General features: G+C 62.1%; 19 protein-coding genes. 7 read left to right on the top strand and 12 right to left on the bottom strand.

The features are described 5' to 3' along the window. The first annotated feature begins 5 nt into the window (after window positions 1-5). The 3 genes from F8O07_RS01915 to F8O07_RS01905 all read left to right on the top strand — a co-directional run bounded on the left by F8O07_RS01915 (window position 6) and on the right by F8O07_RS01905 (window position 4,513). Complete coding sequence (locus tag F8O07_RS01915) at window positions 6-2,018, top strand: DUF6541 family protein (RefSeq protein ID WP_318655786.1); 2,013 nt, start codon at window positions 6-8, stop codon at window positions 2,016-2,018. 261 nt (window positions 2,019-2,279) lie between these two features. Then, window positions 2,280-2,711 (top strand): hypothetical protein, encoded by a 432-nt coding sequence (locus tag F8O07_RS01910; protein ID WP_158030484.1) that lies wholly within the window; start codon window positions 2,280-2,282, stop codon window positions 2,709-2,711. Continuing rightward, complete coding sequence (locus tag F8O07_RS01905; RefSeq protein ID WP_158030483.1) at window positions 2,708-4,513, top strand: hypothetical protein; 1,806 nt, start codon at window positions 2,708-2,710, stop codon at window positions 4,511-4,513. Before F8O07_RS01910 ends, F8O07_RS01905 begins: the two co-directional genes overlap by 4 nt. A 66-nt stretch (window positions 4,514-4,579) precedes the next feature. On the opposite strand, the gene F8O07_RS01900 is transcribed toward F8O07_RS01905, so the two are convergent. After that, complete coding sequence (locus F8O07_RS01900; RefSeq protein WP_158030482.1) at window positions 4,580-6,043, bottom strand: DUF2142 domain-containing protein; 1,464 nt, start codon at window positions 6,041-6,043, stop codon at window positions 4,580-4,582. Between the two features lie 148 nt (window positions 6,044-6,191). Here F8O07_RS01900 and F8O07_RS01895 point away from each other — a divergent pair, with 148 nt between their 5' ends. Then, complete coding sequence (locus tag F8O07_RS01895) at window positions 6,192-7,163, top strand: glycosyltransferase (protein WP_158030481.1); 972 nt, start codon at window positions 6,192-6,194, stop codon at window positions 7,161-7,163. A 122-nt stretch (window positions 7,164-7,285) separates the two neighbouring features. Here F8O07_RS01895 and F8O07_RS01890 read toward each other — a convergent pair whose 3' ends face one another. Together F8O07_RS01890 and glf are read right to left on the bottom strand one after the other, a co-directional pair. Beyond that, window positions 7,286-9,313, bottom strand: a complete 2,028-nt coding sequence (locus F8O07_RS01890; RefSeq protein ID WP_158030480.1) for a glycosyltransferase — start codon at window positions 9,311-9,313, stop codon at window positions 7,286-7,288. Between the two features lie 27 nt (window positions 9,314-9,340). After that, window positions 9,341-10,489 carry a UDP-galactopyranose mutase gene (gene glf / locus F8O07_RS01885; RefSeq protein WP_225733127.1) on the bottom strand — a complete coding sequence of 383 codons (1,149 nt, stop codon included), beginning with the start codon at window positions 10,487-10,489 and terminating at the stop codon, window positions 9,341-9,343. A 170-nt stretch (window positions 10,490-10,659) separates the two neighbouring features. On the opposite strand from glf, the gene F8O07_RS01880 reads away from it, so the two are divergent. Together F8O07_RS01880 and F8O07_RS01875 are read left to right on the top strand one after the other, a co-directional pair. Then, complete coding sequence (locus F8O07_RS01880; protein WP_158030478.1) at window positions 10,660-12,852, top strand: acyltransferase family protein; 2,193 nt, start codon at window positions 10,660-10,662, stop codon at window positions 12,850-12,852. A 35-nt stretch (window positions 12,853-12,887) separates the two neighbouring features. Next, window positions 12,888-15,083: an acyltransferase family protein gene (locus F8O07_RS01875; protein WP_158030477.1), complete on the top strand. Its 2,196-nt coding sequence runs from the start codon at window positions 12,888-12,890 to the stop codon at window positions 15,081-15,083. Between the two features lie 46 nt (window positions 15,084-15,129). Here the strand turns inward: F8O07_RS01875 and F8O07_RS01870 are convergent, their stop codons facing one another. The 8 genes from F8O07_RS01870 to F8O07_RS01840 all read right to left on the bottom strand — a co-directional run bounded on the left by F8O07_RS01870 (window position 15,130) and on the right by F8O07_RS01840 (window position 24,291). Further along, entirely contained in the window at window positions 15,130-15,882 is a 753-nt protein-coding gene (locus tag F8O07_RS01870) for a FadR/GntR family transcriptional regulator (protein ID WP_158030476.1), read from the bottom strand. A 149-nt stretch (window positions 15,883-16,031) separates the two neighbouring features. Further along, window positions 16,032-17,783, bottom strand: coding sequence for a dipeptide ABC transporter ATP-binding protein (locus F8O07_RS01865; protein ID WP_158030475.1), 1,752 nt, complete (start codon window positions 17,781-17,783; stop codon window positions 16,032-16,034). Further along, window positions 17,780-18,646: an ABC transporter permease gene (locus F8O07_RS01860; protein ID WP_158030474.1), complete on the bottom strand. Its 867-nt coding sequence runs from the start codon at window positions 18,644-18,646 to the stop codon at window positions 17,780-17,782. The genes F8O07_RS01865 and F8O07_RS01860 overlap by 4 nt, the downstream gene beginning before the upstream one ends. Beyond that, window positions 18,643-19,590, bottom strand: a complete 948-nt coding sequence (locus F8O07_RS01855) for an ABC transporter permease (protein WP_158030473.1) — start codon at window positions 19,588-19,590, stop codon at window positions 18,643-18,645. The genes F8O07_RS01860 and F8O07_RS01855 overlap by 4 nt, the downstream gene beginning before the upstream one ends. Window positions 19,591-19,689: 99 nt before the next feature. Then, window positions 19,690-21,222, bottom strand: a complete 1,533-nt coding sequence (locus tag F8O07_RS01850; protein WP_158030472.1) for an ABC transporter substrate-binding protein — start codon at window positions 21,220-21,222, stop codon at window positions 19,690-19,692. Between the two features lie 75 nt (window positions 21,223-21,297). After that, window positions 21,298-22,737, bottom strand: a complete 1,440-nt coding sequence (locus F8O07_RS01845) for an amidase (protein WP_158030471.1) — start codon at window positions 22,735-22,737, stop codon at window positions 21,298-21,300. A 159-nt stretch (window positions 22,738-22,896) separates the two neighbouring features. Next, window positions 22,897-23,091, bottom strand: a complete 195-nt coding sequence (locus tag F8O07_RS10520) for a hypothetical protein (RefSeq protein ID WP_192496587.1) — start codon at window positions 23,089-23,091, stop codon at window positions 22,897-22,899. A 24-nt stretch (window positions 23,092-23,115) separates the two neighbouring features. Then, window positions 23,116-24,291 carry a serine hydrolase gene (locus F8O07_RS01840; protein WP_192496586.1) on the bottom strand — a complete coding sequence of 392 codons (1,176 nt, stop codon included), beginning with the start codon at window positions 24,289-24,291 and terminating at the stop codon, window positions 23,116-23,118. Between the two features lie 279 nt (window positions 24,292-24,570). On the opposite strand from F8O07_RS01840, the gene F8O07_RS01835 reads away from it, so the two are divergent. After that, entirely contained in the window at window positions 24,571-25,488 is a 918-nt protein-coding gene (locus F8O07_RS01835) for a glycosyltransferase family A protein (protein ID WP_192496585.1), read from the top strand. Here F8O07_RS01835 and F8O07_RS01830 read toward each other — a convergent pair. Beyond that, window positions 25,475-26,752 (bottom strand): benzoate/H(+) symporter BenE family transporter, encoded by a 1,278-nt coding sequence (locus tag F8O07_RS01830; RefSeq protein WP_158030468.1) that lies wholly within the window; start codon window positions 26,750-26,752, stop codon window positions 25,475-25,477. The genes F8O07_RS01835 and F8O07_RS01830 overlap by 14 nt on opposite strands. Between the last annotated feature and the right edge of the window lie 39 nt (window positions 26,753-26,791).

The following is a 26,791-nucleotide window of genomic DNA, read 5'->3' as shown; positions in this document are numbered from 1 at the left end:
CGGTCATGGATAACGTGTCGTGGTGGGCGATCGCGTCGGCCTTGGCCGCCGGATGTCTCGGGCTCAGCGTCCCCGGCCTTCTGGCTACATTGCCGCTACGGCTGCGCCCGCTGCCCCGTCTGGCTCTGGCGGCACCTGCTTCTCTGGCGCTCATCGGATGCGTAGGCGTCATCGATGGCCTCCTCCATCTGCGATTCCACTGGTCTCACGTTCTCATCGCAGCGGCAGTCATCGCTGCGGTGCTGTGGCCCATCCGAGAGAAGAGACCTCATTGGAGCCGTCCTCGTCTCAGCGCACTTCTCCCGGTCACAGCTTGGGCAGTGTCATCCGTCGCCTTTGCATTGGTACTGCTGCATCAAGTGCCGTCGTTCGACCTGTTCTCGCAGAGCTATGACAACCTCTTCCACCTCAATGCGACACAGTCGATTCTCGAGACGGGCAATGCCTCCTCACTGCAGCTGCGCACCCTGATCAACACCGACCGCACGATCAGCACTTATCCGGCAGGCTGGCACACGGCTGCCGCGATGATCTGTCAGATCACAGGCGTGAGCATCGGCGTCGCGTTCAACGCTTTGGCGATCGCCGTCGTCTCAGTCGCCTGGCTGCCCGGCATCGCCTGGCTGACCAGCCTGGTCGTCGCCCAGCGTCAGCGCACGGCGGGTCTCTGCGCATCCCTGCTGCTCGGCACAGCTTTCGGCTTCTTCCCGTACGCTCTGCTGATCTGGGGTGTGCTGTACCCGACGTTTCTTGCGTACGCCCTCTTTCCCAGCGGCCTCGCGCTGGCCATGCTGCTCGCGCACGTCTGGCTGCCCCGTTGGGCCCCAGCCGTCAGCGATCAGGTACGTCCCTGGGCTTGGAACGACCGGTGGATGCTGCTGGGACTCGCCGCAGTCTGGTGGCTGGGCGCATTCTTCACGCACCCCCGATCTCTCGTCAGCATGGTGCTGCTGATCGTGCCGCTGGTGCTGTGGATATGTGCTCGCGCGATTGCCGTCGCCTGGAAGGCAGGCGGGGCCAGGCGACGTCGGATGCTGTGGTGGCTCGGTGGGGCGTTCGCGTTCGTCTCCGTTGCCGCGGTCGCTGCCGTCCTTGTGGTTTTCCGAGTCTTCCACGTTGCGTCACGACCCGTCGGCGACCATCTGAACGGGCCTCAGGCTCAAGCTGTGCAGACCGTCTGGGACGGGTTGTGGCAGGTGCTCACCCAGAATGCCTTGGTCGGTTTGGGCCTCGATATGACTGGCCCGCTGATAATTCTCGCCATCGTCGTTCTGACAGGCCTCGTCATTGCCTTTCGCAGGTCTGATCTCAGGTGGATGATCGTCGCCTACGCCCTCATTGCCGTGCTCTTCGCGATTGCCGCGGGATCGAACTCCGACATGACGAAGATTCTGACCGGCCTCTGGTACAAAGATCGCTATCGGCTCTCCGCACTCTTGCCACTTCTCGGCGTGCCGCTGGCGACGCTTGCTGTGCTCCGCATCGCCGCGCTGACTCGTTGGCCGCGAGTTGTGGCACTCGGGAGTGCCACAATCGTCGCTGCGTCAGGCTGGGTGGGCCTGTGGGCCCCGGTCGGAGCAGCCGCCGCTCATGAGTACCGTCTTGAGAACGTGAAGACAACGGATTTCGTTGATGCCCGGCAGATCGCCTTCATGCGGCAGGTCGCCGACGTCGTGCCCGCAGATCAGTTGCTTCTCGGGGATCCATGGGACGGATCAGGGCTGTCGTGGCTCTATGCTGACAGACGCCCGGTCTTCCCGCATCTCAACGGCCAATGGGATCCGGATCGCCTGCTCATCGCCCAGCACCTCGATCAGATTGAGTCGGATCCTGCCGTCTGCACCGCCCTTCGGCATTTGAACGTGCACTACCTGCTCGTGTCCACCGGCGAGTTCGACGGCGGTGACCCTTCTGGCAACAAATTCGCCGCGATCGATACAGCTGTGAGCCAAGGTCTCTTCACGCCTGTGCTGAGCGACGGCGAGTCGGCGCTGCTGCGCATAGACCAGTGCTCATGACACTCCGCGCGTGCGAAGCACAGTGCAGTTATCCGTTCCACAACCTGCACCGCCCCAAACAGTAGAGTGGAAAGCGTGTTTTCCCACCTGCGTCTGCCCAAGACACTTGCCATCACCGCTTCAGCAACGGCTGTCGCCGCGCTCGGGTTGCTGACCACCGCGTGCGCCCATACTGACGCGAACATGGCAAATTCTCCGTCAAGCCCTGCTGCTTCGCCCTCAGCCTCGACCTCTGTGTCTGCGACGCCTTCTTCAGATGCCATGCCGAACAGTGAGAACAGCCCGTCGGCTTCACCACAGGGCTCTGGGACAGCGCACGAGCAGGACAACGACCCTGGTGACGGCGTAGCCCGAGACACACCAGCGCCGGCACCGTCGCAGACAGCGCAAGACGGACGCGCCAAAGTCTCCGTCATTCTGACGCGGTGGAGCACATCGCGCCCCTTCGAAGTGGGCGGGTTGATCACTGATATCGCTGAACAGGGCGGCACCTGCACCCTCACCGTCGCACGAGGCGAGACTTCGCTGCGGGCGTCAGGCTCAGGAGCAGCGGGGCCAAACGGTGTGAACTGTGGTGACGGCCTGAGCATCGACGATGCCGCCCTGAGCGCAGGAACGTGGAACGTCACCCTCAGCTATTCGTCGTCGGCATATGTCGGCACTTCGGCCACGCAGGAGGTCACTCTGTCATGATCCGCGTTCTCAAAACGTCTTTTGCCGCCTTGGCGACCATGGCTGTGGTCGCCGCTGCGCTCACGCTCGCTCCAGCAGCATCTGACGAGGCCCAGGCCGCCAGCGCGTGGGATTTCGATGCCGGCTACATCATTTCAGACGCCAACTTCTACGACTCCAACTCCATGACTGCGGGCGACGTGCAGAGTTTTCTCAACGCTCGGGTTCCGAACTGTGAAGCATGGCGCGACAGCAACCCGCGCGACGTCACGTGTCTGAAGGACTACTCGACGCAAACGACAGCCAAACCTGCTGACACCTACTGCTCTGGATACCCATCTCAACGACAGACCGCCGCCCAGATCATCGACGGAGTCGCTCGCAGTTGTGGCATCAGCCAGAAGGTGCTCCTGGTCACCCTGCAGAAAGAGAACGCACTCGTCAATCACACGTGGCCGAGCTCATGGCGCTATCAGACAGCCATGGGTTACGGCTGTCCGGACAATGCTGCCTGCGATACGCAGTACTTTGGCCTGTTCAACCAGATCTACCGAGCAGCATGGCAGTTCAAGTACTACGCCGCACACCCGAATTCCTATGCCTACCGGGCCGGCCAGAACAACTATGTGCAGTGGAACCCCAACGCCGCCTGCGGCGGCAGTACCGTCTACATTCGCAATCAGGCGACTGCCTCGCTGTACATCTACACCCCGTATCAGCCGAACAATGCTGCGAAGAACGCCGGCTACGGTTCTGGCGACGACTGCTCGAGCTATGGCAACCGCAATTTCTTTCTCTGGTACAGCGACTGGTTCGGCAGTCCGACTGGTTACGCCACGTCCGGAGCCATCGGCGCAAAGTACACCGCGCTTGGTCGTGAGCGAAGCTATTTGGGCCCCGCCGTATCTGCTGAAGGCTCAGGGCTGCGTGGAGGCGGTGCGTATCAAGTCTTCGTTGGCGGTCAGATTCACTGGTCGCCAGCTACCGGTGCGCATGCGACCAAGGGCGGCAGCGCCATTCAGTCTTTCTGGGCAGGCCTCAACTGGGAGAATGGCCCTCTTGGCTATCCAGCCTCCGATGAGATCGTAGGGCTCAGGGGCAACGGAGCCTCACAGGTATTTCAGAACGGACAGGTACATTGGTCGCCGCAAACCCCTGCGCGCATGACTCGCGGGGCGATTCAGGACCGCTGGGCCAGCAGCGGGTGGGAGTCAGGCCAAGTGGGCTATCCTGTGAGCAACGAAACAACTGGTCTGAAAGACGGTGGAGCCACTCAGCAGTTCCAGTACGGCAGGATCACCTGGAGCCCTCAAACCGGAACTTGGATTACACGAGGTGCCATCGGTGACTTGTGGGTAGAAATCGGCCGAGAAGAGAGCACACTCAGGTATCCGACGTCACCTGAGTACACGAATCTCTCCAACGCAGGATCGGCGCAGGTCTATCAAGGCGGCCAGGTCCACTGGTCCCCAACGACCGGCGCACACTTGACTCGCGGGGCTATTCTCACAGCATGGGCTGGCAGCGGTTATGAGCGGGGTCTTCTCGGCTACCCCGTAGCGGAAGAGCAGACAGGCCTCACCGCCGGAGGTGCGCTCCAACGCTTCCAGAACGGTCTGTACACCTGGTCGCCACAGTCTGGTGCGCACAGCGTGCACGGAGGAATCGGTGACGCGTGGGCCGCTGCCGGTGGAACGCAGGGGAAATTGGGGTACCCCGTGTCGGAAGAAACATCCTCACCGAGCGGCGCCCGTCAGCAGTTCCAGAACGGTTCTATCTCGTGGAACGCCACAAACAACACCACCAGCATCGCCTTGTCTTAGGCAGTCAGCTCGAACGAAGCTCGCGTTGGCGAGCTGGGCCGCCATGCTCACGACTCGAGGAGTCGCTCAGACTCCCATTCGATACCGAATGATGAATGTGACGACTGCTGACAAGATCGATACCGCACAGCATCCGATCACCCATACTCTCCAACTCTTGCGGGTGTCTACGAATCTCTGCCAGCCACCCCCCGATCCTGAGGCTGGGAGCGCCAACTTCGCAGGAACTGCAGTTGCGAGGAGCACGATTCCCAGGACGAAGAAGGGGTATAGGTACCTCCCTTGAACACCTTCGACGAAATTGCGCCCCAAGACAGTGAAATTCAGGTAGAGCGTTCCAACGATGGCGCCCAAGGATACAAGAACTATGACGGATGTCGCCCAGCGGGCAAGCCGCAGATTCTTCTGGGGCAAGAATAGATTCGCGACAAGCGTGAGTGCGATGAGTGACGCGATCGGCGTGACGATTGATGCTGCAAGAGTTCCACCGTGGAAGTACCCCATCTGGCCGAACGCCTGTGTGAACCAATCATTTCCGTCCATGAAGAACGTTCTGATCACGCTGTTCACAAAATACAGAGGGTCATGGAGGACTCCCTGAAGTTGTTCGTTCGGCAGCACCTGATACCGGTCTTCCCTGACTCGCATCCACCCCATTCCGTAACCGGCCGTACCGGTCATCTTGTACCAGAAGGCGAAGAGCACAAGGGCTGCAGCCGTCACGCTCACACGGAGCCAAATCCGTATGCTCTTCACGAGGAGGAGCAGAGGAACAAGCAACACGTACGTTGGCTTCATCAGCGGAAGAGCCAGTGCGGCAATGAGCAACACAACGAGCTGAGACTTCACCAGCCGCTGCTTCAAGAAAATGTCCAGCGCAGCGATCGAGCTAAACGCAACGACCACAACGTTGGTGAGAGTGTCTGCGGAGACAATGCTCGCTTGGAACAGACCAACAGGCACGAGTGCGACCACCGCAATTAGCCACTGCATATTTCGGTTGCGCACCAAGGCGATCACGAGCGCTGTCAACACCAGATAGGCGACTCCGCCGAACAGCCGCATGAGCACGATTGACGTGAGCACGCTAAAACCACAGCCCCAGGACAATCCATAGGCGAGCAATGCGGGCAGGTATGGTACCGGCGAGTACACCTCAGTATTCGGGATGTTGACCGGCACAGTGCCTTCTTGTGCATTGAGGGCCTCATAGTAGGCGCTTGTGACTGTAAAGTCAGGGGCCTGTGGCAGTGTATGCAGAGCATGATGCAGCTGTTTTGGAACTTCACCCCCCCAAAGAGGCATCCCCTCAGCCTCTCCGTACTGATGCGGGAGAATCCAGCCATTCGCGATACCCGCCACGCGGTAGATATGGTTCACCTCGTCCGGACCTGTTCCCGCTGGTGACAAGATGGCAAAAGCCAGGATGGAACAAGCCCCCATGATGAGGAACACCGCCATCGGGCTCGCTGTCAGCGCCCAAGCACGTACGATGAGCCCTTGAATCATCGTCTTCCGGGTGGATACCACGGTTCAACTCCTGTCAGAAGATTTGCAATCGCCCCAAGGTCTGGCAGCACGGCAAATCCTACCGTCTCAGCGGCGCGACATGCGGCCGACGGGCAGCGGCTATACTATATCTGCCGTATAAACACACGAAACCAAGGATTGAATCTGCATGGAATCACAGGAAGTGCCGCTAGACGTTTCTGGTTTCTCGATTGCAGCGATTGTTCCCTGCCACAATGAAGAGGCAGCGATCCGTAAGGTCGTGCTGGATCTCAAGGCTGCAGTCCCAACCATGGACATCTACGTCTATGACAACAGAAGCACAGACAACACCGCTGAAATCGCTGCGGAAGCCGGAGCGATTGTGCGTCATGAGTACACCAAAGGCAAGGGGAACGTCGTACGCCGGGCCTTTGCAGACATCGACGCAGACATTTATGTGCTTATTGACGGTGACGACACATATGGAACCGATGCACTGCCAAGCATGATTCAAACCCTACTTTCAGGCCCCTATGATCACGTGCTCGGAGTCCGCAAAGAGACCACTCAATCCGCATATAGGTCAGGACATTCCTTCGGTAACCGTGCCTTTAACTGGCTTGTGAGCAGCCTTTTCAAGAGCCAAGTCACCGACATGCTGAGTGGTTACCGCGTTTTCTCACGACGCTTCGTGAAGTCATTCCCGGCTGTGTCCAAAGAGTTCGAGATAGAGACGGAGCTCACCGTTCACTACCTCAGTCTGCGTATTCCGCATGTTGAGGTTCCAGTTGGATTCAAGGATCGAGCCGAAGGCACCGAGAGCAAACTCCACACGTTCAGAGATGGTTTCAAAATCCTCCGGCTCATCACAGACCTGGTTCGACATGAGCGCCCAATGGCCTTTCACGGATTGTTGGGGGCCCTTGTTGCACTGGTAGGGGTCGCACTAGGCGTTCCAATCCTGAACGAATTCATGGAGACTGGCCTGGTTCCGAGACTTCCGACGGCTGTACTCGCTTCGTCTCTCGCGACTCTAGGAGTTATGATCTGGACCGTCGGCTTGGTCTTGGATGGGATTACACGGAATCGCCACGAGAACGCTCGCCTCGTTTATCTCGCTTTGCCCAGCGTTGAACCGCGCGTTCAAGAGTCTGAGTGACCACACATACAGATAGCGCAGAACACTCAATAGTGCGTTCGCACAAACTCTATGTCGAGGAGACACGGTAAGCCACGTGTCTCCTCGACATATTTCAGCACCCTCCCACTACCAGTAGTGAACTACTTCTGCTTGTGCCCGGGCTCTGTAACTGCATTACGTTCAAAGGTCTCTTCCCACGCGTGAACAGAGGTGAAGGCGTGATGCTCACGGGCGTACTGTTCCGACAGCTCATCCCAGCGCCCCACTAGCTCTCTGTGCAGTTTGACGGACAGCGCCAAGAGCCGACGGAACGTTTCCGGATCACGACGATACACACTGGCACCGTTACCGTCAGAGGCTGACACCAGCGAGCTGTCACTGGCAGCGATGCGCCACCATTTTGCATCTGCAGCAGAGATTCGGCTCTCTGGATGGCTGGTGCTGGGCTTTCCCTTCACCAGATTCTTGAGCATGGCAGACCCAGCCATGCTCAGCCACTCCATACGATTCTTCGGGTCTCCAGTTGTGCGCCCTCGGCGCGCAGGTCGAGCTTGGCTGACCTCGGGATAATCTGAGACATGCTTGATGAGCTGGCCGTCAGAGTACTTCTGTCGCAGCTTTCTGGCATCGGCTGCTCTGTGGCCGATCGTCTCGTGGAGATGCTGCGGGCCTTTCAGAAGATCCTGCAGGGCAAGGATGCGCAGGGCGACCGCAGAGTACTGTTGCGCCAACAGATGCTTCACATCAGTTGCGAAGCTCTCTGCAGGCAGCGAGCCTCCATGTTTGTAGCGGGAGTAGACCATGGCTGCGACCCACCTATTGCGCTGGTGGAAGTACGCTTGCCAGTCCAGCCGGTCGTCCTTCTCCACGAAGGGCATATGCCAGACGCCGACACCAGGCAGGGTCACCGTCGAAAATCCTTGTCGATCTGCACGCACGCCGTACTCGACATCGTCCCACTTGATGAACACCGGCAGAGAAAGGCCGATCTCACGGATGACGTCAGTGGGGATCAGACACATCCACCAGCCGTTGTATCCAACGTCGATGCGTCGGTGAAGACCCGGCGTAGTGCGCAGATCGTTCTGAGCGAAGTCGAAGTCGACGAGGTCTTCATTCACAGGACCATAACGGAATGGGTACTCTTTGACATACTCTCCGAAGTTCTGCACCTTTGACTTCTCGTACAGGTTCAGCATGTGGCCACCGACCAGGGTCGGCTTCCGGCAGTAGTCAGCGAACGCTACAGCACGAAGAACCGCGGCAGGCTCGATCAGGATATCGTCGTCGAGGAGAATGACGTAGTCAGCTTTTGACCGCTCGCCTTCGTACATTCCTCGAGCGAATCCGCCTGAACCGCCCAAGTTGCCCTGTCGAATGAGCGCGAACTGATCACCCAGTGATTTCTGCGCCGAGTCGTAGCCAGAAGCCTCCTGCACAAGATCAGTTCCCTGGTCGACAATGGTCAGACGAGTCAGACGGTCGTGCAACGAGGTCTCGCTGGCGAAGCGTTGCATCTGCGTCACGCAGTCATCGGGGCGGTTGTAGGTCGTGATAGATGCAGCAAACGTTCCCGGGTGATCTAGGCGACGGCATGACGAATCGACCTGCCACTCGGCCTCGATCAACTTGGAATCAAGTTCGTTAGCAACCAGTTCGTACCAAAGCCAGCCGCCGTCACCAAAGTTCTTCAGAGGCAGCTCGAACGTGGTCTCTCCCTGCGCGGAGAGCGCACCTCCGATACGGTTGAACGTTCCTCGCGAAGTCGACCGGTACACATCGATACGAATGTCACCGCTGACCACAATCTTGAGCCGGACGGCAGGCACATCGGTCCACTGCACCCAGTAAGCCGCAGGAAACGCATTAAAGAAGGTGGCAAATGAGACACGCTGTCCGACTGGGAGCAATGCGGAGTAACGAGCCCGGTCAGAAAGCTGGGGATTGCCGTCTTTGACCTTGGCCCCGACCGCGACACTTCCCGAATCGGTCGTACGGCGAAGTCCAGAAAGCCTTTCGGCATCCTGCGTCTGCATTCCGGATCCGCTGAGCGCCTCGCCCCATGCAATGTATAGAGGCTCGACCAGCGGGTCAACGTCGATCGGAAAGACAGTCTTCTGAACAGTCTCCCATTTTGTATTGGTCTCAGTCCCAGTAGTTTTACTCATTGCATACCGCTCTCTGTTGGTGTCGACTCAGTTCCGAAACCAGTCACGGACGACATTTTCAAACCTGCTGAGCGCAGATCCGATTGCCATGTGCATGTCGAGATACTTGTAGGTGCCGAGGCGCCCGCCGAACAGCACTTGTGGTTCTGCCTCAGTGAGCTCGCGATAACCTTCCAGCTTCTCGCGATCCTCCGGCGTGTTCACTGGGTAGTACGGCTCGTCGCCTCCACCGGCGAAACGTGAGTACTCGCGCATGATCAGGGTCTTATCGGTCTGGTAGTCACGCTCCGGGTGGAAGTGCCGGAACTCGTGAATGCGCGTGTACGGCACATTCTGATCTGCGTAATTCATGACCGAGGTGCCCTGGAAGTCGCCCGTCGGCTTGACTTCTTTCTCGAAGTCGAGAGTGCGCCATGACAACGCACCGAGCTTGTGATCAAAGTATCGATCCAAGGGGCCGGTGTATACGATGGGGACCTTGCCGACCATGGCAGTCTTGTTCAAAGGCTGAGACTCGTCGAAGAAGTCCGTGTTGAGCTTGACCTCGATGTTCGGGTGATCTGCCATGCGCTCCAGCCACGGTGTGTAGCCGTCGACCGGCAGCCCCTCATGCGTGTCACGGAAGTAGTGGTTGTCATACGTGTACCGCACAGGGAGACGGTTGATGATGTCGGGGCTCAGCTTCTTCGGGTCGGTCTGCCACTGCTTAGCCGTGTATCCCTTGATAAAGGCCTCGTAAAGCGGGCGGCCGATCAGCGAGATTGCCTTTTCTTCTAAGTTCTCCGGCTCTTTTCCTTCGAGCTCAGCAGCCTGCTCGGCGATGAGCGCACGGGCTTCGTCAGGACCGTAAGCAGCATTGAAGAACTGGTTGATGGTGCCAAGGTTGATCGGCAGAGGGTAGACGACACCGTTGTAGTTCGCGTAGACCCGATGCTGGTAGTCCGTGAACTTCGTGAACTTGTTGACGTATTCCCACACATGCTCGTTTGACGTGTGGAAGAGGTGCGCACCGTACTTGTGGTACTCGATGCCGGTCTCGGGGTCGATCTCACTGTATGCGTTGCCTCCGAGATGGTTGCGACGCTCAATGATGGTGACTTTCAGTCCGAGCTGGGTCGCCGCCCGCTCCGCGATGGTGAGGCCGAAGAAGCCTGAGCCGACAATGAGCAGGTCCACGAGGAAACTCCCTAAACAGATAAGTGCGGAATGTGCCAAACCCTTGAATAATGCCTGGACACCGTTGCCTACTCTACCAACTGAGAGGTGCATTTCTCGCGACGAGCACACACTTCGAATCTGTGCACAGACTTTGCAGGCGGTAGCCGCCCCCTCTAGAATGAACCGTCATGCCCCGCTCACCCCTGGAAGAGGCCGTCCCGAAGCCGCATTACCGCAAGGACGTTCAAGGGCTCCGGGCGGTGGCAGCACTGCTTGTCGCCGTCTATCACATCTGGTTTCACAGGGTATCCGGGGCAGTCGACCTCTTCTTCTTCATTTCTGCGTTCTTCATGACGACCTCGCTGCTGCGACGGTTTGCCACCCAAGAGACACGGCCCGCCAAAGAAATCCGTCGTTTCTGGGGCAGTCTCATGAAGCGTATGCTGCCGCAGGCATGGGCAGTCTTGGTCTTCACCCTCGTTGCGGCTTGGGCCATCACCCCGATGACGTGGTGGAGACAGCTCATCGATGAGTTCGTCGGTGCGGCAACTTTCACGGTCAACTGGGTGCTCGCCGCCAATGGAACTGACTATCTACACGCCGGCGACATCGTCAGCCCTGTGCAGCACTATTGGGCAATGGCTGTGCAGTTGCAGGTCTATCTCGTCTGGCCATTGCTCATCTGGGCCTTCGTGTGGCTGGCACGAAAGCTGAAGCGTAACGCGACTGCCATGACTGCTGTAGGGCTGGCAGTCGTCGGAGTCTCATCCCTGGCCTATTCGATCTATCTCACGGGCCAGAATCAGCCCGTTGCCTATTACGACACGTTCACGCGAGTGTGGGAATTCGCAGCTGGTGCTCTGTTCGCCATCGCCCTGCCGCACATCCGACTTCCTCGGATGCTGCGGTTCCTCGCCGGGTGGGTGGGCTTGCTTGGGCTGCTGTGCTTTGGCATGGTGTTGAACGTTTCAGCCAGCTTCCCGGGGATCGTCGCCGCGGTGCCGCTCACGTTCGCTGCACTGATCTTCCTCGCAGATGACACCGGCAGCCGATTCGGAACCGATCGACTGCTTGCATCTCGGCCTCTCGTCTGGCTGGGAAGTATCAGCTACGGCATCTACCTCTGGCATTGGCCGCTGATGAACCTGTGGCTGGCTCACAATGACCAGGCTCAGCTGACTCTTCCGCAGGGCGTGGTCGTCGTCGAGCTTGCCATCGTGCTTGCCTGGCTCACGACCCGGTTCATCGAAGCGCCGATCAGGCACTCTTCTGTTGCGAAACCGACTCAGGTCGCAAACGGCCAGACCCGTGCGGGTGACCATCCACGTCGAAAACTCAAACTTCTGACTCCATCACGGTTTCGCCTCGCCGCATTGGGACTCACACTGGTCCTCGCCATCACCACTTGGGCTGGTAGCGTCAGCCATCTGACGAAGAAGAGTGACGGCACGCAGAATCCCGGTGCGGCCGCTCTCACAGCCGGCTATGACGGCCCGCAGATTTTCACGCGCCTCTCGCCTTCACTCACCACGCTGACCACACAGTGGCCTGAGGCAATCGGGGAATGCTCACGCGCAGCTGGGACCGACAACGGTCAAGACTGCCGAAACTCTGTCAGCGCTGCCCAAAGTACGCTGCGCATCGCTGCGGTGGGCGACTCCCACACCGCCACGTGGATGACTGCGCTGGCCCCACAGGCCGAGGCGCAAGGCTGGGCACTGCGTCAGCTGCACATGGACATGTGCCCGTTCGAGCGAGATGGCGACGCGAAGCTCGACCCCAGCGACACCGCCAGCGTGTTCAACTGCGCTCGCATGAATGACTACCGCATGTCCGCTCTCACCGAGCAACGACCGGACGTCGTCTTCACCAGCGCGAATCTGTCACAGCCAGACAGCCCGGCCTTCGTCTTGGGGCACTCATTTGCAGACACTGTGAAATCCCTCACCGCTCAGGGTATCGCGGTCATCATGGTTCGAGACACCCCTCGATACGTGGTGTCACAGAACGACTGCGCTGCACGGCTCGCCAAGACGCCTGACCTCGCCTCCACTGCATGCACAACCGACCGCAGTCTCGTGCTCGACAGTCGGCCCTTCGACGAACTGCTCCCCAAAGAGCTCACCGACGATCCTCTGGTTGCGACAATGGATCTTTCCAGCGAGTTCTGCCCAGAGAACAGCTGCCCTGCGGCTATAGGCGGAGTTGTCACCTACATCGACAACAACCATCCGACGCGTCAGTACATCGCCAGCCTCAGCAGCTCGTTCGACGACCAGTTCACCAGCGCGCTTCATGAACTCTTTCCAGATCGAGATGTCACATCCGACGCCAGCAACAGCTCTCTTGGCCACGACGAGCCCCTCCTGACTGCCACCTGAGACTCAGATGCCTCATCGTCTAACCTGTACAGACGATGAACTCCAAGCAAACGAACGGATACAGAACCGACATCCAGGGCCTGCGCGCACTCGCCGCCCTGCTGGTCGCCGCATATCACATCTGGTTTCACCGGGTCTCAGGCGCCGTCGACCTGTTCTTCTTCATCTCGGCGTTCTTCATGACGGCGTCGCTGCTGCGCCGCTTCACCACCGCCACGCCTCGCGAGGGCCTGCGCGAGCTGCGTCGGTTCTGGGGCAACCAGTTCAAACGCCTGCTGCCCCAGGCCTGGACGGTGCTCGCCTTCACCGCGATCGCCAGCATTCTGATCACCCCGATGGCCTGGTGGCGACAGATCGTCGACGAGCTCACCTCGGCGGCGATGTTCACCGTCAACTGGGTGCTCGCCGCGAACAACGTCTCGTACATCCACAACGACGACATCGCGAGCCCCGTGCAGCACTACTGGGCCATGGCCGTGCAGATGCAGGTCTTTCTCGCCTGGCCGCTGCTGATCGGCCTCGCTGTGGTCGTCGCACGCCTGCTGCATCGCAGTCCCAAGAGGTTCGTCGCCGTGGCCCTGCTTCTCGTCGGCACCGCCTCGCTGGTGTACTCGATCGTCACGACGGGCACACGCCAGCCCTTCGCCTACTACGACTCGCTGGCCCGCGTCTGGGAGTTCGCCGCCGGCGGCCTGTTCGCCATGGTTCTCCCCCACCTGCGCGTCGCGCGCCCGCTCCGACTGGCAGCCGGCTGGGCGGGCGTGATCGGCCTGTTGGTCTTCGGTCAGATTGCGGATGTCTCCTCGAGTTTTCCTGGAGCCATCGCCGCGGTGCCGCTCGCCTTCGCCGCCCTGATCTTCGTCTCGAACAAGACCGGTCGCGTTCCCGGCACCTCGAGCCCCTTCGGCACCGACCGTCTGCTCTCGACCAGGCCGCTCACCTGGCTCGGCGGCATCTCCTACGGCATCTACCTCTGGCACTGGCCGCTCATGACGCTCTGGCAGGCGAACACCCGTTCCACCGAGCTCAGCGCGTGGCAGGGCGTCGTGGTCATCGCCGCTGCGATCGGCCTCGCCTGGCTGACGACGACCTTCATCGAGAAGCCGGTTCGCGCCCCGCGTCAGCCAGCGGCGAGCGCGGCAGCACGTGTACCGTTTCTCACACGGCATCCTCACATCGCCCGTGCGCTTCGTGCCAGCCGCCGCCCCGCCATCCGGGTCGTGGGCATCGCCGCCGTACTGGGCATGGTGGTCGTCGGCTGGCAGGCCGACATCAACCGCATCACCGGGCGCAGTGCGAACGCCGACAATCCCGGCGCCAGCATCCTCACCGCCGACTACCAAGGGCCCCAGCTGTTCACCACGCTGCAGCCTGCCGTCACCGGGCTCGACAACGAGTGGGCAGACTGGTCATCACAGTGCGACCCGCTCGACGCACACGGCAGCGAGCTGATCACCTGCGTGAACCAGCCGGCCAATGACCCGACCATGGCCGATGACGACACCGACCCGACGACGCTGCCGCATCGCACGATCTTCGTGGCCGGCGACTCGCACATCGACACCTGGATGACCCTGCTCGCCCCGCTCGCCGACCGCAACAACTGGACGCTGCGCACGTTCATTCTCGGCGGCTGCCCGGTGCAGTCAGAGGGAACCGGCAAATACTGGCCCGATGAGGCACAGCGCATCGCTGACTGCCAGGCCATGAACGACACCATGCTCGATGCCGTCGCGACCGAGCACCCCGATGCCGTGTTCACCGTCGGCAACGTGTCGGTCGCCGACTCGCCTGACATCCATTTCGAGGATGCTCTGGTAACGCAGGTGCAGCGCATCACGCAGCTGGGCACACCGGTCGTGCTCATGCGCGACAATCCACGCTTCTCGACGGCGCCGAGTCTCTGCGTCTCGCAGGCGCAGGACACGATTTTGGCGGTCGACCAGTGCGCGACGCCGCGCGACCAAGTGCTCGCCGACGTCGATCTCGCCGACGTGCTGCCGCAGCCCCTGGCCGATGACCCCGGCGTGCTCACGCTCGATCTCGCGCACCTGTTCTGCACAGCCGACAGCTGCCCGCCGGCGATCGGCGGCCGGCTGATCTACATCGATGACAATCACCCCACACGCAGCTACGTGCAGACGCTCGAGCAGTGGTTCGATCCGGCATTTGCCGACGTGCTGGATCAAGCGGTGCAGCACCGTCAGGAGATCGCGCACTTGTCGGCATGAGGGGGTGCCCCCTATGTTTCACGTGAAACGTTGATTCCTCTGCGACTCACCCGATCAAAGGCTTCAGCGCAGTCTGCTCCTCATCGGTCAGCACCTGTTCGTAGTACCGAAAGATGTTCCCGGTCATCAGTCGACGGGACTCAGTGGGGTCTCCCTGCCTGATCGCCTCAAGCAGACGCCCTGCGTCTTTGGCCGACTGCTGCACCACGCGTTGACGGTCACCGGGCTCGTTGAGTCGGCTCTGCGCGATATGCGTGAGCGCGTCGCTCAAGGCCGCACCGCTCACTTCGATGAGACGGTTCTTGGCGGCGGCCCGAATCGCCTGATGAAAACGTTTGAGCCATGGCCCGAAGGCCTCGGGGCCGACCTGACCTGATTCGAGAAGCCGATGGATCTCATCAGTCACTCGTGCGATCTCGGTGATCGCCTCGTCATCGTGATGTGCGGCAGCAAGCAGGGCGGCCTCACCGTCGATGATGAAACGAAACTGCAGCAGCTCGACTCTGGTGGTGCCGGCCTGCGAAGCCATTCTCTGCAGCGGCCCGTCGAGCACCTCGGCGGTGAACGGCATCACCACAGGGCCACGAGGGTCACCTGGCCGCGAGTCGACCAGACCCGTCGCGTGCAGCACCCGCATGGCCTCACGAACCGTCGATCGGCTGACTGAGAAGGTCTCGACGAGTTTGCGCTCGCCGGGAAGCCGATCGCCGGCCTGCAGCTCGCCCGAGATCACCGCCTGTTCGATCTGCTCGACGATCTGCTCATACGCGTTCACTCGTCGAACCGGGCTGAACTCCATGCTGTCTCCTCACATCGGTGCGGCCTCCCAGCCGGCGTGGGCACCTGTGGTGCTGCAGCTCTCCTCCGACGACGAGGCAGAGTGAGAGAACAGCAGCCAGAGCTGGCCCGACCAGTATTCTACGCGTTCGCCGACGACGGCACCCGACCTCAGCTGGCGGCGCGATCCAGGCTCGGAATGGCCTCCAGCAGACGCTCTGTGTAGTCATGCTTCGGCGCGTCGAACACGGCGTCGACGGGGCCGGCCTCGACGATCTGCCCCGCTCGCATCACGGCAACCGTCTCACACGAGTGGCGCACGACATGCAGATCATGCGACACGAAGACCATGGTCAGGTTCTCTTCGTGCACCAACTCGTCGAGCAGGTTCAGCACCTCGGCCCGCACCGACACGTCCAACGCCGATACCGCCTCATCGGCGATCAGCACCTTCGGCTTCATGATCAGGGCCCGAGCGATGGCGATGCGCTGTCGCTGACCGCCTGAGAACTGATGCGGAAAGCGATCAGCCGCCTCTGCGGCCAGCCCCACCCGTTTCAGCAGAGCGACGACCCGGTCGCGGCGCTCCTCGGTCGAGACTCCGCGCAAACCCTCTGAGACGATGTCGAGCACGCGCATCTTGGGGTCGAGCGACCCCATTGGATCCTGAAAGACGATCTGCACCGACTCACGCAGCCACCGCAGACGTGACTCTCTCGTCGATTCGATCTGATTGCCCAGAATCGACACCTCGCCAGAGGTGGCGTTGTCGAGTCCCGTGAGCAGACGCAGCAGCGTCGACTTTCCACAGCCAGACTCACCGACGATGCCGAACCGCTCGCCTCGCCGCACATCGAAAGAGATGCCGCGCAGCGCTTCGACCGTTCGTTTGCGCCCCAGAGGGCCGCTCGAGGTTCGATAGGTCTTCACCAGATCGCGCACCCGCAGAATCGGCTCGGGCTCTGATGCGGCAACGGCGTTGAAGACCTTGTCGGTAGCCGCTTCGCCAGAGGGCTCGAGCCACGTGTGTGCGGCCGGTGTCAGCTGCGGCCTGGTCGTGCTCGAATCTCTGACAGCGGCCGGCACCTGGGCGGCGCGGTCACGAGCCTGCGAGAGATCGACCACTGTGGCGAGACGCCCGTCTGCACGTGTGCGCAGCTGTGACGCAGCCAGCAGCGCGCGCGTGTAGTGGTGCTGAGGCTGGGTGAACACCCGATCGATCGGCCCGGTCTCGACGACGTCTCCTCGCTGCATGATGACGACGCGATCGCAGAGCGACGCAACGACGCCCAAGTCGTGAGTGATGAACAGCAGCGAGGCGTCATGCTGCCGCACCTGTCGACGCATCAGCTCCAGCACCTGTGCCTGCACCGTCGCATCGAGCGCCGTCGTCGGCTCGTCGGCCAGAAGCAGATCGGGGCGATTCGCCATGGCCATCGCCAGCATCACGCGCTGGCGCTGTCCGCCTGACAGTTCGTGAGGGAACGCAGTCGCGGCGCGCGCAGGGTCTGGCAGCTGCACCTCGTCGAGAAGCTCGACTGCTCGGCTTCTGCACGCCGTGCGTGGCAGAGACGAGTGGAGGCCGATGATCTCGGCGACCTGATCGCCGACTTTCATCAGCGGGTTGAGCGCGGTCATGGGCTCCTGAAAGACCATCGAGAGACGATCTCCACGCACCTTCGACCACTCCCCCTCGTCCAGCTGCGACAGGTCTCCGACGCCGTCAAGCGCAATCGTGCCAGTCGAGGTCAGCGGATCGGGCAGCAGCCCGATGATCGACAGGCAGGTCAGCGACTTGCCTGATCCCGACTCTCCGATCAGGCCGATGCGCTCGCCGCGCTGAATCGTCAGATCCAGCCCGTGCACCAGCTCTTTGCGACCGGCGTTGACACGCAGCCCGTCTATCGTCAACAGGGTGTTCATCGTGTTGCCTCCATTCGCGGGTCAAAACGATCTCGCAGGCCATCGCCCAGCAGGTTGAAGCCCAGCACAGTCACCGCGATGGCGAGACCGGGCCAGACGAGAGTGAGCGGCTGCACGTAGAGAAAGCTCTGAGCCTCCTGCAGCATGCGCCCCCACGAAGGTGTCGGGGCCGGCGTGCCGGCACCGAGGTATGACAGTGCTGCCTCGGCCAGAATGGCCACAGCGAATCCGACTGAAGCCTGCACGATGAGCATGCCCCGGATGTTGGGCAGCACATGCCGGAAGGCGCTGAAGATCGGGCCACGGCCCGCCGCACGAGCGGCCATCGAGTATTCGCGACTCAGCACCTGCAGGGTTCCGGAGCGCACGAGCCGGGCGACACCCGGTGCCGCACCGATGCCCAGGGCGATCATGGCCACTGTCGTGCTGCCGCCGAACACGGCGGCCAGAATGATGGCGAGCAGCAGCGGAGGGAACGCCTGAACGATGTCGTTCCACCGCATCATGACGCCGCCGATACGTCTGCCTGACATCGCCGAGGTGATGCCGAAAGGCACTCCCAGCACGAGAGAGATGCAGACCGTCACCGCCCCGACCATCAGCGGCGGTCGAGCGCCGGCCATGATCTGACTGGCGATGTCTCGGCCGAGACCGTCGGTTCCGAGCAGATGAACGGCGCTCGGCCCTTCCAGACGATGGGTGGGGTCTGTCGCCAGTGGATCCATCGGAGTCCATACCAGCGAGACCAGTGCGAGCAGCACCATCAGAGCCACCAGGATGGCACCGACGATCAGCGAGCCGTTCAGCCGCGAACTCTGTCGGCGCACCGCGGCCAGAGAGAGAGCTACGGTATTGACACTCATTCGACACTCCTCAGACGTGGGTCAACCAGCGTGTGGATGACATCGACGATTAGGTTCACCAGCAGCACCAACATGACGATCACCATCACGATGCCCTGGACCTGGATGAGATCTCGGTTGGCCACCGAGCGCAGCAGCAGGCTTCCCATTCCGGGGACGACGAACACCGTCTCGATGACGACCGCCCCGATGATCAGCGCGGGAAACTCGACTCCGGTGACCGTGATCACCGGCACGATCGCGTTGCGCAGACCATGCCGGCGCATGGCCTGCCAGGGCTTGAGCCCCTTCGCCCTCGCGGTGCGCATGAAATCCTCTCGCAGCACATCGAGAACCGATCCGCGCATGTATCGAGAGAGGATGGATCCGCGCACCAGCCCGAGCGCGAGCGCCGGGAGGATGAGATGCTGCAGAAAGCCGACGAAATCCTCACCCGGCGCCGACCATCCGCCAGAGGGCAGCCAGCCGAGCATCACGGCGAAGACCGTCACCAGAATCAGGCCCGCCAGAAAGCTGGGAATCGAGATGCCCACCTGACTCACCGCCGAGTAGAAGGCCCCGTCAATGTGCTTGCGACGTACTGCGGCCAGCGTGCCGAGTGGCAATGCGATGATCAGGGCGACGATGATGCCCGAGAGCACAAGAATCAGAGAGACCTGCAGAGCCTCGAAGATCTGTGGGCCCACGGCGGTGTGACTCGCGTATGAGGTACCGAGGTCACCGCGCAGAAACCCGCCGATCCACTCGAAGTAGCGCACGATCAGTGGACGATCGAGACCGAGCTGCTGCTGCAGCCGCTCGACATCGGCCTCGGTGGCATCCGTGCCCAGCTGCGCTCTGGCCGGATCACCGGGCATGACGCTGAGCAGCAGGAACACCACGACCGACGCCACGATCACCGACGCCACGAACGACAGGACTTTTCGTGACAGGGACACAAGCATGTTGTTCAGTCCTTTCCGACCGAGACAGAGAGAGGTCAGGTTGCCGGATGGTGGGCAGTCAGGCGCACAGGCCCAAGCTGCCCACCATCCGAGCGCGGCTTACTTGCTGACGGTGACCTGCGAGAAGTCGATACCCGCCCCGTAGTAATCCGTGGGAAGACCAGTCACCGAGGCCTTGGAGGCCACGATGTTCGGAGTGTTGTACAGCCACACTGCCGCTGCGTCGTCGACGATCTGCTGCTGTGCCTTCTTCATGGCTGCCGTCTTCGCCGAGTCATCGGTGGCTGCCTTCGCCTCGGCGAACGCCGACTGCACGTCGGCATTGTCGTATGACCAGTAGTACTTCGGGTTGCCGAAGTTCGTCATGTTGTGCGCCTCGATGTGGTTGGTCACCGTGAGGTCGTAGTTCTTGCCGGTCATCGTCTTCTCGACCCAGACCGCGGGGAACTCCTGCACCTCGAGGTTCACCTTGATGCCGACCTCCGAGAGGTTCGACTGGATGACCTGAGCGGCTGCCTGCGCATACGGGCGGTTCGGAACGGTGAAGGTCAGCGACAGGTCAGACACCCCGGCCTCTCGCAGCAGCTGCTCAGCCTGATCAGGATCGTGCTTTCCGGCTTCGCCGAACTCCTCGAACCAGGCGTCGGTGGGCACTGACGGTCCGTTGAGCACGGTGCCGTGACCGCTGGTGGCCGCGGCGAGCACGGCATCCTTGTCGATCGCGTGTGTGATCGCCTGGCGCACGCGAACGTCCTTCAGCGCCGGGTTCGCCTCGTTCATCGGCATCACGACGACCGATTGCGTCGACCCTTCGGTCACGGTGTACTTCGAATCGGATTTCAGCGCATCGATCTGGTCGTATGCCTCGGCCTGGAAGAGCGCGTCGGTCTCGCCCGTGCGCAGCGAGTTCGCTGCGGCCGAGGCGTCGGCGTAGTAGGCCAAGTCGACCTCGGCGTTCTTCGCCGGCGTGCCCCAGTAGCTGTCGTTGCGCTTCAGCTTCATCTTGACACCGGGCTCGTACGACACGAACGTGTAGGGGCCGGTGCCGTTCGCGGTGGTCGACATGGTCGCCACCGAGTTCGGCGCAATCATCGATCCCAGCACCGTCGTCAGCCAGAACAGCAGATCTGAGTCGGGCTTCGACAGCACAACGTCGGCCTGCGTGGGTGAGACGACTTCGACGTGGTCGATCGCAGCGAGGTTCGACGGGGTGTTCGCCTTCCACTGCGGCACACGCTCAAGCGAAGCCTTCACCACATCCGCGTCGAATGCAGTGCCGTCGTGAAATTTGACCCCGTCACGCAGGGTGAACGAGTACCGCAGGCCGTCGTCGCTCACCTTCCAGTCTGTTGCCAGCAGCGGCTGAATCTGGCCCTTGTCGTCCAGCTTGACCAGGCCTTCATAGACGTTGCCCGCGAGCGCCTGGAAGATGGCCGCTCCGCCGCTGGTGGTGAAGTCCAGGCCAGCCGGTGACGCGGCCATGCCCACAGTGACGGTGGCCGCGTCATCGGCCGCTCCGGAGCCTCCGGAGCCGCTGCCCCCGGCCGAGCAGGCCGAGAGAGAGATGGCGACTGCTGTCGCGACGAGACCTGCGCCGATGCGGCGCAGAGTAAGTGATCTGTTGACTGACATGCTTGCTCCTCAGGGTTGTGCAGGGGGTTACGGTTCGACTGTGCAGAGCTCGGAATCGGTGGTCATGGAGGTGGATCAGGCCGAGAGTGTCGGCCAGGGGCGTACGGCGCTCGCCGGTCGCTCACTCTCGAAGAAGTGTGCGGCCGCCAGAGCGAGACGATCTTCATATCGGGCTGCAGCGATCTGCACACCGACGGGGCTGCCGGCCTCAGTGAATCCTCCGTTGACGCTGACTGCCGGCTGTCCTGACATGTTGTAGGTTACGCAGAATCCGATATGCGACATGGGATCGTTCACATCGTTGCTCGGCATCGGCCACTCTGCGGGGAACGCCGCACCGGGTGAGACCGGCGAGAGGATGACGTCCACATCTGCAGTCGCTGCGATCGTGCGACGTGCGACGTCCAACTGCGCATCGTGCGAGCGCAGAGCATCCTCGCCGCTGATGCCGTGACCTCCACGGCACCACTCGGCGATGAACGGCAGCAGCAGCTTGCGGCGCTCGGGATCCATTCTGCAGTAGTCGTTCCAGTGACCGATGCGCCAGAAGAGGTCGATGAGGTCGATCGTTCCGCTCTCGAGGAAGGGAGGGATCTCGACGATGGTCGCGCCGGCCCGCTCGAAGACCTCTGCCGCCTGTCGCACGACGTCAAGCACTTCGGGGTCGGCCGCAGCTCCGTCGCCGACGTCGAGCACGAGACCGATGCGTCGACCTGCCGGGTCGAACGTGAGATCGGCCCAGTCGATGCGCTGTTTCGGCAGACTGTAGGGGTCTCGGTCGTCGGGCCCGGCGAGCGCACCGGTGGCCAACGCGAGGTCGGCGACGCTGCGCCCCATCGGCCCGATGTGTCGACCGAAGTACGGCGGGTCGACCGCGATGCGACCGAACGTGGGTTTGAAGCCTGCGACTCCGCACCAGGATGCGGGCAGTCGCACCGAGCCGCCGATGTCTGACCCCAAGTTGATCGGGGCGTAGCCGATCGCCGCCGCCGCGCCGCCGCCGCTGCTCGAGCCCCCCGGGCTCCAGGCCAGATTCCACGGATTGCGCACCGTCTCATGCAGTGATGAGACGCCCGATGAGAGCATTCCGAGCTCTGGCATCGTCGTGCGCCCCAGAATGATGGCGCCTTCGCTCTGCAGCCGGTCGATGACGGGAGCATTCGACTCAGCGGGAACCGGGGTCGTGGCCGCCGAGCCCCATGGTGTGGGTCGGCCTTTGACCTTCTGATTCTCTTTCAGCGTGACTGGCACACCGTCGAGCGGCCCAAGTGCGTGGCCGCTGGCCCAACGTCTCGCCGACTCCTGTGCCGCCTCAAGCGCCTGTTCGGGAAAGCTGTCGTATATGGCGTGCAGCGCAGGTTCGCTCTTCTCGATCAGCTCGAAGCTGGCCGAGACGACGGCCTGTGGCTCAAGGTCGCCCTCTTTGTAGGCGGCCACCAGTTCGGCTGCCGAAAGCCCGGTCAGGCTGGTGCCGCCGGATTCTGCGGCCGGGTCATGTGTTGTCGAAGCAGACATCTTTGCGATCAACTCCTCGGTTGTGATGAGTCCATCGTCGGGGTCGTTTGTTACCGGCCAGTGTCAGACAACAGCCAAATGTGTTACTGATCAGACCAGTAGCACGAGTCCACTGCTCATTGGCATGCCGATGGCCAAAAGCACCTACGAGCGCACGACTCACCTGCGTGCGAGAAGCAGTGCGAGCAGCAGTGCGAGAAGCAGTGCGAGAAGCAGTGCGAGAAGCAGTGCGAGAAGCAGTGCGAGAAGCAGTGCGAGCAGCAGTGCGAGCAGCAGTGCGAGCAGCAGTGCGAGCAGCAGCAGGCGCTCTGCAAACAGCCGGGGTTGTCTGCTTCTCCTGAGAGCAGCAGACAACCCCGGCTGTTTGATTCGCTACGTCTATCGTTGCAGCGCCCGCTTGCGCGCTGCCAGGCCGATCAGGCAGCCTCCAGCGGCCAGCAGAGCCAACCCTGCGGCCACCTCAATTGCCGACGCACCGGTCTGTGCCAGCGTCTGCCGACCAGTGTGACTGTCTGCCTGCTGCACTGCAGCAGCAGACGATCCCGGCTCCTTGGGCGACGCCGCCGCGTCGGTCGGTGACGGCGTGAGCGGTGCCGGGTCAGTGCCCTTTGGGTCGCTCGGACTGACCGGAACCACCGGAGCCACCTCATGATCCGTGAGCTGATAGTCATAGACAGCCTTGGCAACCTGCTGCACCTGGGTGTTCGCCGTGTCGAACGCCGTGTTCCAGTCTGTGAATTCACCGGGGTCGAACGAAGTCATCACCGAGATCGCGACCTCCTTGCCAGGCACCAGAATGTAGCCGGTGTCGTGGCTGACGTCGGTGTTCTCACCGGTTTTGTTGGCCAAGACCTCTCGAGGCACCACAGCGCCGAACTTCGTATTCACTTTCTGGGCACGCATCCACGCAATCACCTGTTGAGCAGACTGCTGCGAGATGATGCCGGGGGTCGTCGACCCGGCTTCGGCCGCCTGATAGATCTTCGTCAGCAGCTTGGCGTCCTCGTCTGAGCTAATCCAGTTCTCCTGCTCGGCCGTGTGCGGCAGAATCATCTTGCGGCCGAGGTGAAAGCCGGAATCCTGCAGCCCGATCGACTGTGTATAGGCGTTGACTGCGTCAAATCCACCAGCCACGTCGATCAGCCGATTCGTGGCGGTGTTGTCGCTGACGGTGATCATCAGTTCGATGAGCTGCGAAAGAGTGAAGGCTTTCGGCAAGATCGTCGGATCGTTCTGAATCGTTCCGCTGCCCCCGACGAGGTCAGACTGTTGAATGGTGATCGGGGTGTCAAGCGACAGCTTTCCCTGATCGATCTGGTGCATGAGTGACGCCGTCAGCCCCAATTTGATTGTGCTGGCCGCTTTGAACGGCGCGTCATGTGCGCCCGCTGTCAGCACGGCATCGCCATACGTACCTGAGAGATCTTGTACGGTCACTCCGACTTTCACATGCTGCGCCTCTGCTTCAGTGACCAGATGGTCAAGTGTCGACTGCAGGTCGGCGACCGGCTGAGTGGCTGCGGCGTTTGCGTTGGCGAATGGGATAACTGCCACAAGGGCGGCAGTTGCGAGCGCTACGAGAGACTTACTTACGGGGGATGGCAGTTTCACGAGGATCCTTCAATGTCATTTGCGCCGGTTTGGCACCCGCAAACCGTAGGAGCCAGGTATTTCTGGCGCATTTCACCCGAGTTTCAAACGGTGACCCCTCGTACGGCTGCGTGAGAGATCGCGTCGCATGGCACATGCTCACTCGGATCGCGCCGAAGAACCCCTTCCCCACAATCGCCCATGATGGTCAAAAGCATTCCGCGAGAGCTGTATCGTACGTATATGGCTTCTGTCTCAGTGATCGTGCCTGCGAGCGGGCAGGCAGCACGGCTGCGTCACGTGCTCAAAGACCTCGAGGCGCAGACGCTGCGCCCCATGGAGGTCATCGTCGTGACGTCTGCGAATCAGACCGAGCTCGAGCATCAGCTTGACCTCGCCAATCTGCAGGCTCGGGTGATCGGCGTCGCGCACGGAGCCGACGAAGCAGACGCTCTCAACGTCGGCGTGAGTTCGTCTCACGGCGATCTGGTCGTCGTCCACCCAGAGAACGTGTCATGGGCGCCGACCGTACTTGAGTCGGCGACCGACTGGCTGCAGTCACACCCCGCGATGGATGCCGTGGGCGTCTCCGCCTCCACCGGCGAGTCCGCCGTGTCAGGCTCCGCTGCGCCGCTCGTGTATCGGCGCACGTCACATGCCGTGCTCGGCTACTATCGCACCCCCGAACATGACCATGAGACCGTCGAAGAGAACTGGCTCAGGCGTCTGAGCGGCCGAAACCCCGTCTACGCGCTGCCGAACACGGTCACCGGGCACGGGGAGCCACGGCTGCTGCTCGACGGCGACTCGACGTCTGCCGAAGGAGCTCTGCGCGTCACCAAGCAGGGCTTCGCCCGCGTGCGCAGCCTGATCTCCAAGACCGCGACCGCAGTCGCTTCGCTGTTCCGAGGCGGTTCGGTGACAGGTGCGGCCGCTCCCGCAGCCGACAGCGTTCTTCTGGCTGACGACGTGCGGCCCGACGCCACCGTGACCGGTCGGCTCTCCCCCTCGTCGTTCACGACACGCGACGCCGCCGAAGAGCAGGAGGTCGCTCTGCACTCAGCGGTGCGCATCGGCGCCGTCGCGCTCGGGGTGGTCGCCATTGCCGCGATCGCGCTGACCAGCCGTCGACGCGGCCCGAGCGAACCTACTGACGTCTGAGGGCTGTCTCACGCGTACCGCGCCGCTCCAGCAGCGCGTGCACGGCCAGCCCGGCCACGAGCGCCCAGAACGCGGCGCCCACACCGAACACGACGATGCCGCTAGCTGCCACCAGCATCGTGACGATCGCCTGCGTCTGCTGCCCGGCTGCTTTGAGCGCTGACGTGAGCGCCCCACCGAACGCCCCGATCAGAGCCAGACCCGCAACAGCCTCGATGAGACCCTCAGGTGCAATGGCGACGAGAGTCGTAAGCGCACCCGCCGACGCAGCGAGCACCAGATAGCTGCATCCGCAGGTGACGGCCGCAATCCAGCGTCGGCTTCTCAGCGGATGCGCATCGGGCCCCGCCGCCAGTGCTGCGGAGATCGCGGCCAGGTTCACGGCATGCCCTCCCGCCGGAGCGGCGACGGCAGTGGCCACCCCGGTCACCAGCATGCTCTCGCGCCACGGCACGTCGAATCCGTTGGCACGCATGACCGCGACGCCCGGCACGTTCTGCGACACCATCGTGACAAGGTAGAGCGGTGCCGCGATGCCGAGCACTGCTCCGAGGGTGAAGCTGGGCATGGTGAGCGACACAGAGGGCAGCATCGAGGCGAGGGCGAAGGCGGGGGCGACCGATGCATCCGCCGAACGCCCGACGCCCATCGCGAAGGCCACAGCGATCGCCAGAGCAAGGGCGAACGCGGTGGGCACAGCCCACTTGGGTGCGAGCCTCAGCAGCACCAGCCACACCACGATCACCGGTGCGACCGCAAGTGGCGAGACGGTCAGGGCGTGCACAGGGGCAAGGCAGAGCGGCAGCAGCACGCCGGCGAGCATCGCCTGGGCGAGGGCCGCAGGAATGCGCGCGATGAGGTCGCTGAGCCCGCGCCAGAGACCGGTGAGCAGGATCAGTACGGCGACGACGAGAAAGGCGCCGACTGCCGCTGACCATGCGGCGGGGTCGGCACCGGGGGATGCGCCGGCGAGGCTCGAGCCCGCGGCGCCGGCAAGCAGAGCTGCGCCCGGCGTCGACCAGGCGAGGGTGATCGGGGTGCGGTGTCTCAGCGCGAGCCAGATGATCCCGACGCCCTGCACGAGGCAGAGCGCGACGAGGCCTGAGGTCGCCTGATCGAGATCGGCACCCACGGCGCGCAGGCCGGCGATGACGATGGCCGACGAGCTGGTGAAGCCGACCAAAGCCGTGGTGATGCCCGCGAGAATCGGCTGGAGGCTGCCTGAGGCTGTGCCCTCTCGTGTGGCCGCGCGGGACTGTTCCATATATGGAACATAGCGCGACGTCGGCGCACCGCCAAATTC

Origin of the sequence: Pseudoclavibacter sp. CFCC 13796 (assembly GCF_008831185.1) — a bacterium.
Lineage (GTDB): Bacteria > Actinomycetota > Actinomycetes > Actinomycetales > Microbacteriaceae > Pseudoclavibacter_A.
Note: the sequence above shows the minus strand (reverse complement) of the source record. Positions and strands in the feature narration are given on the sequence as shown.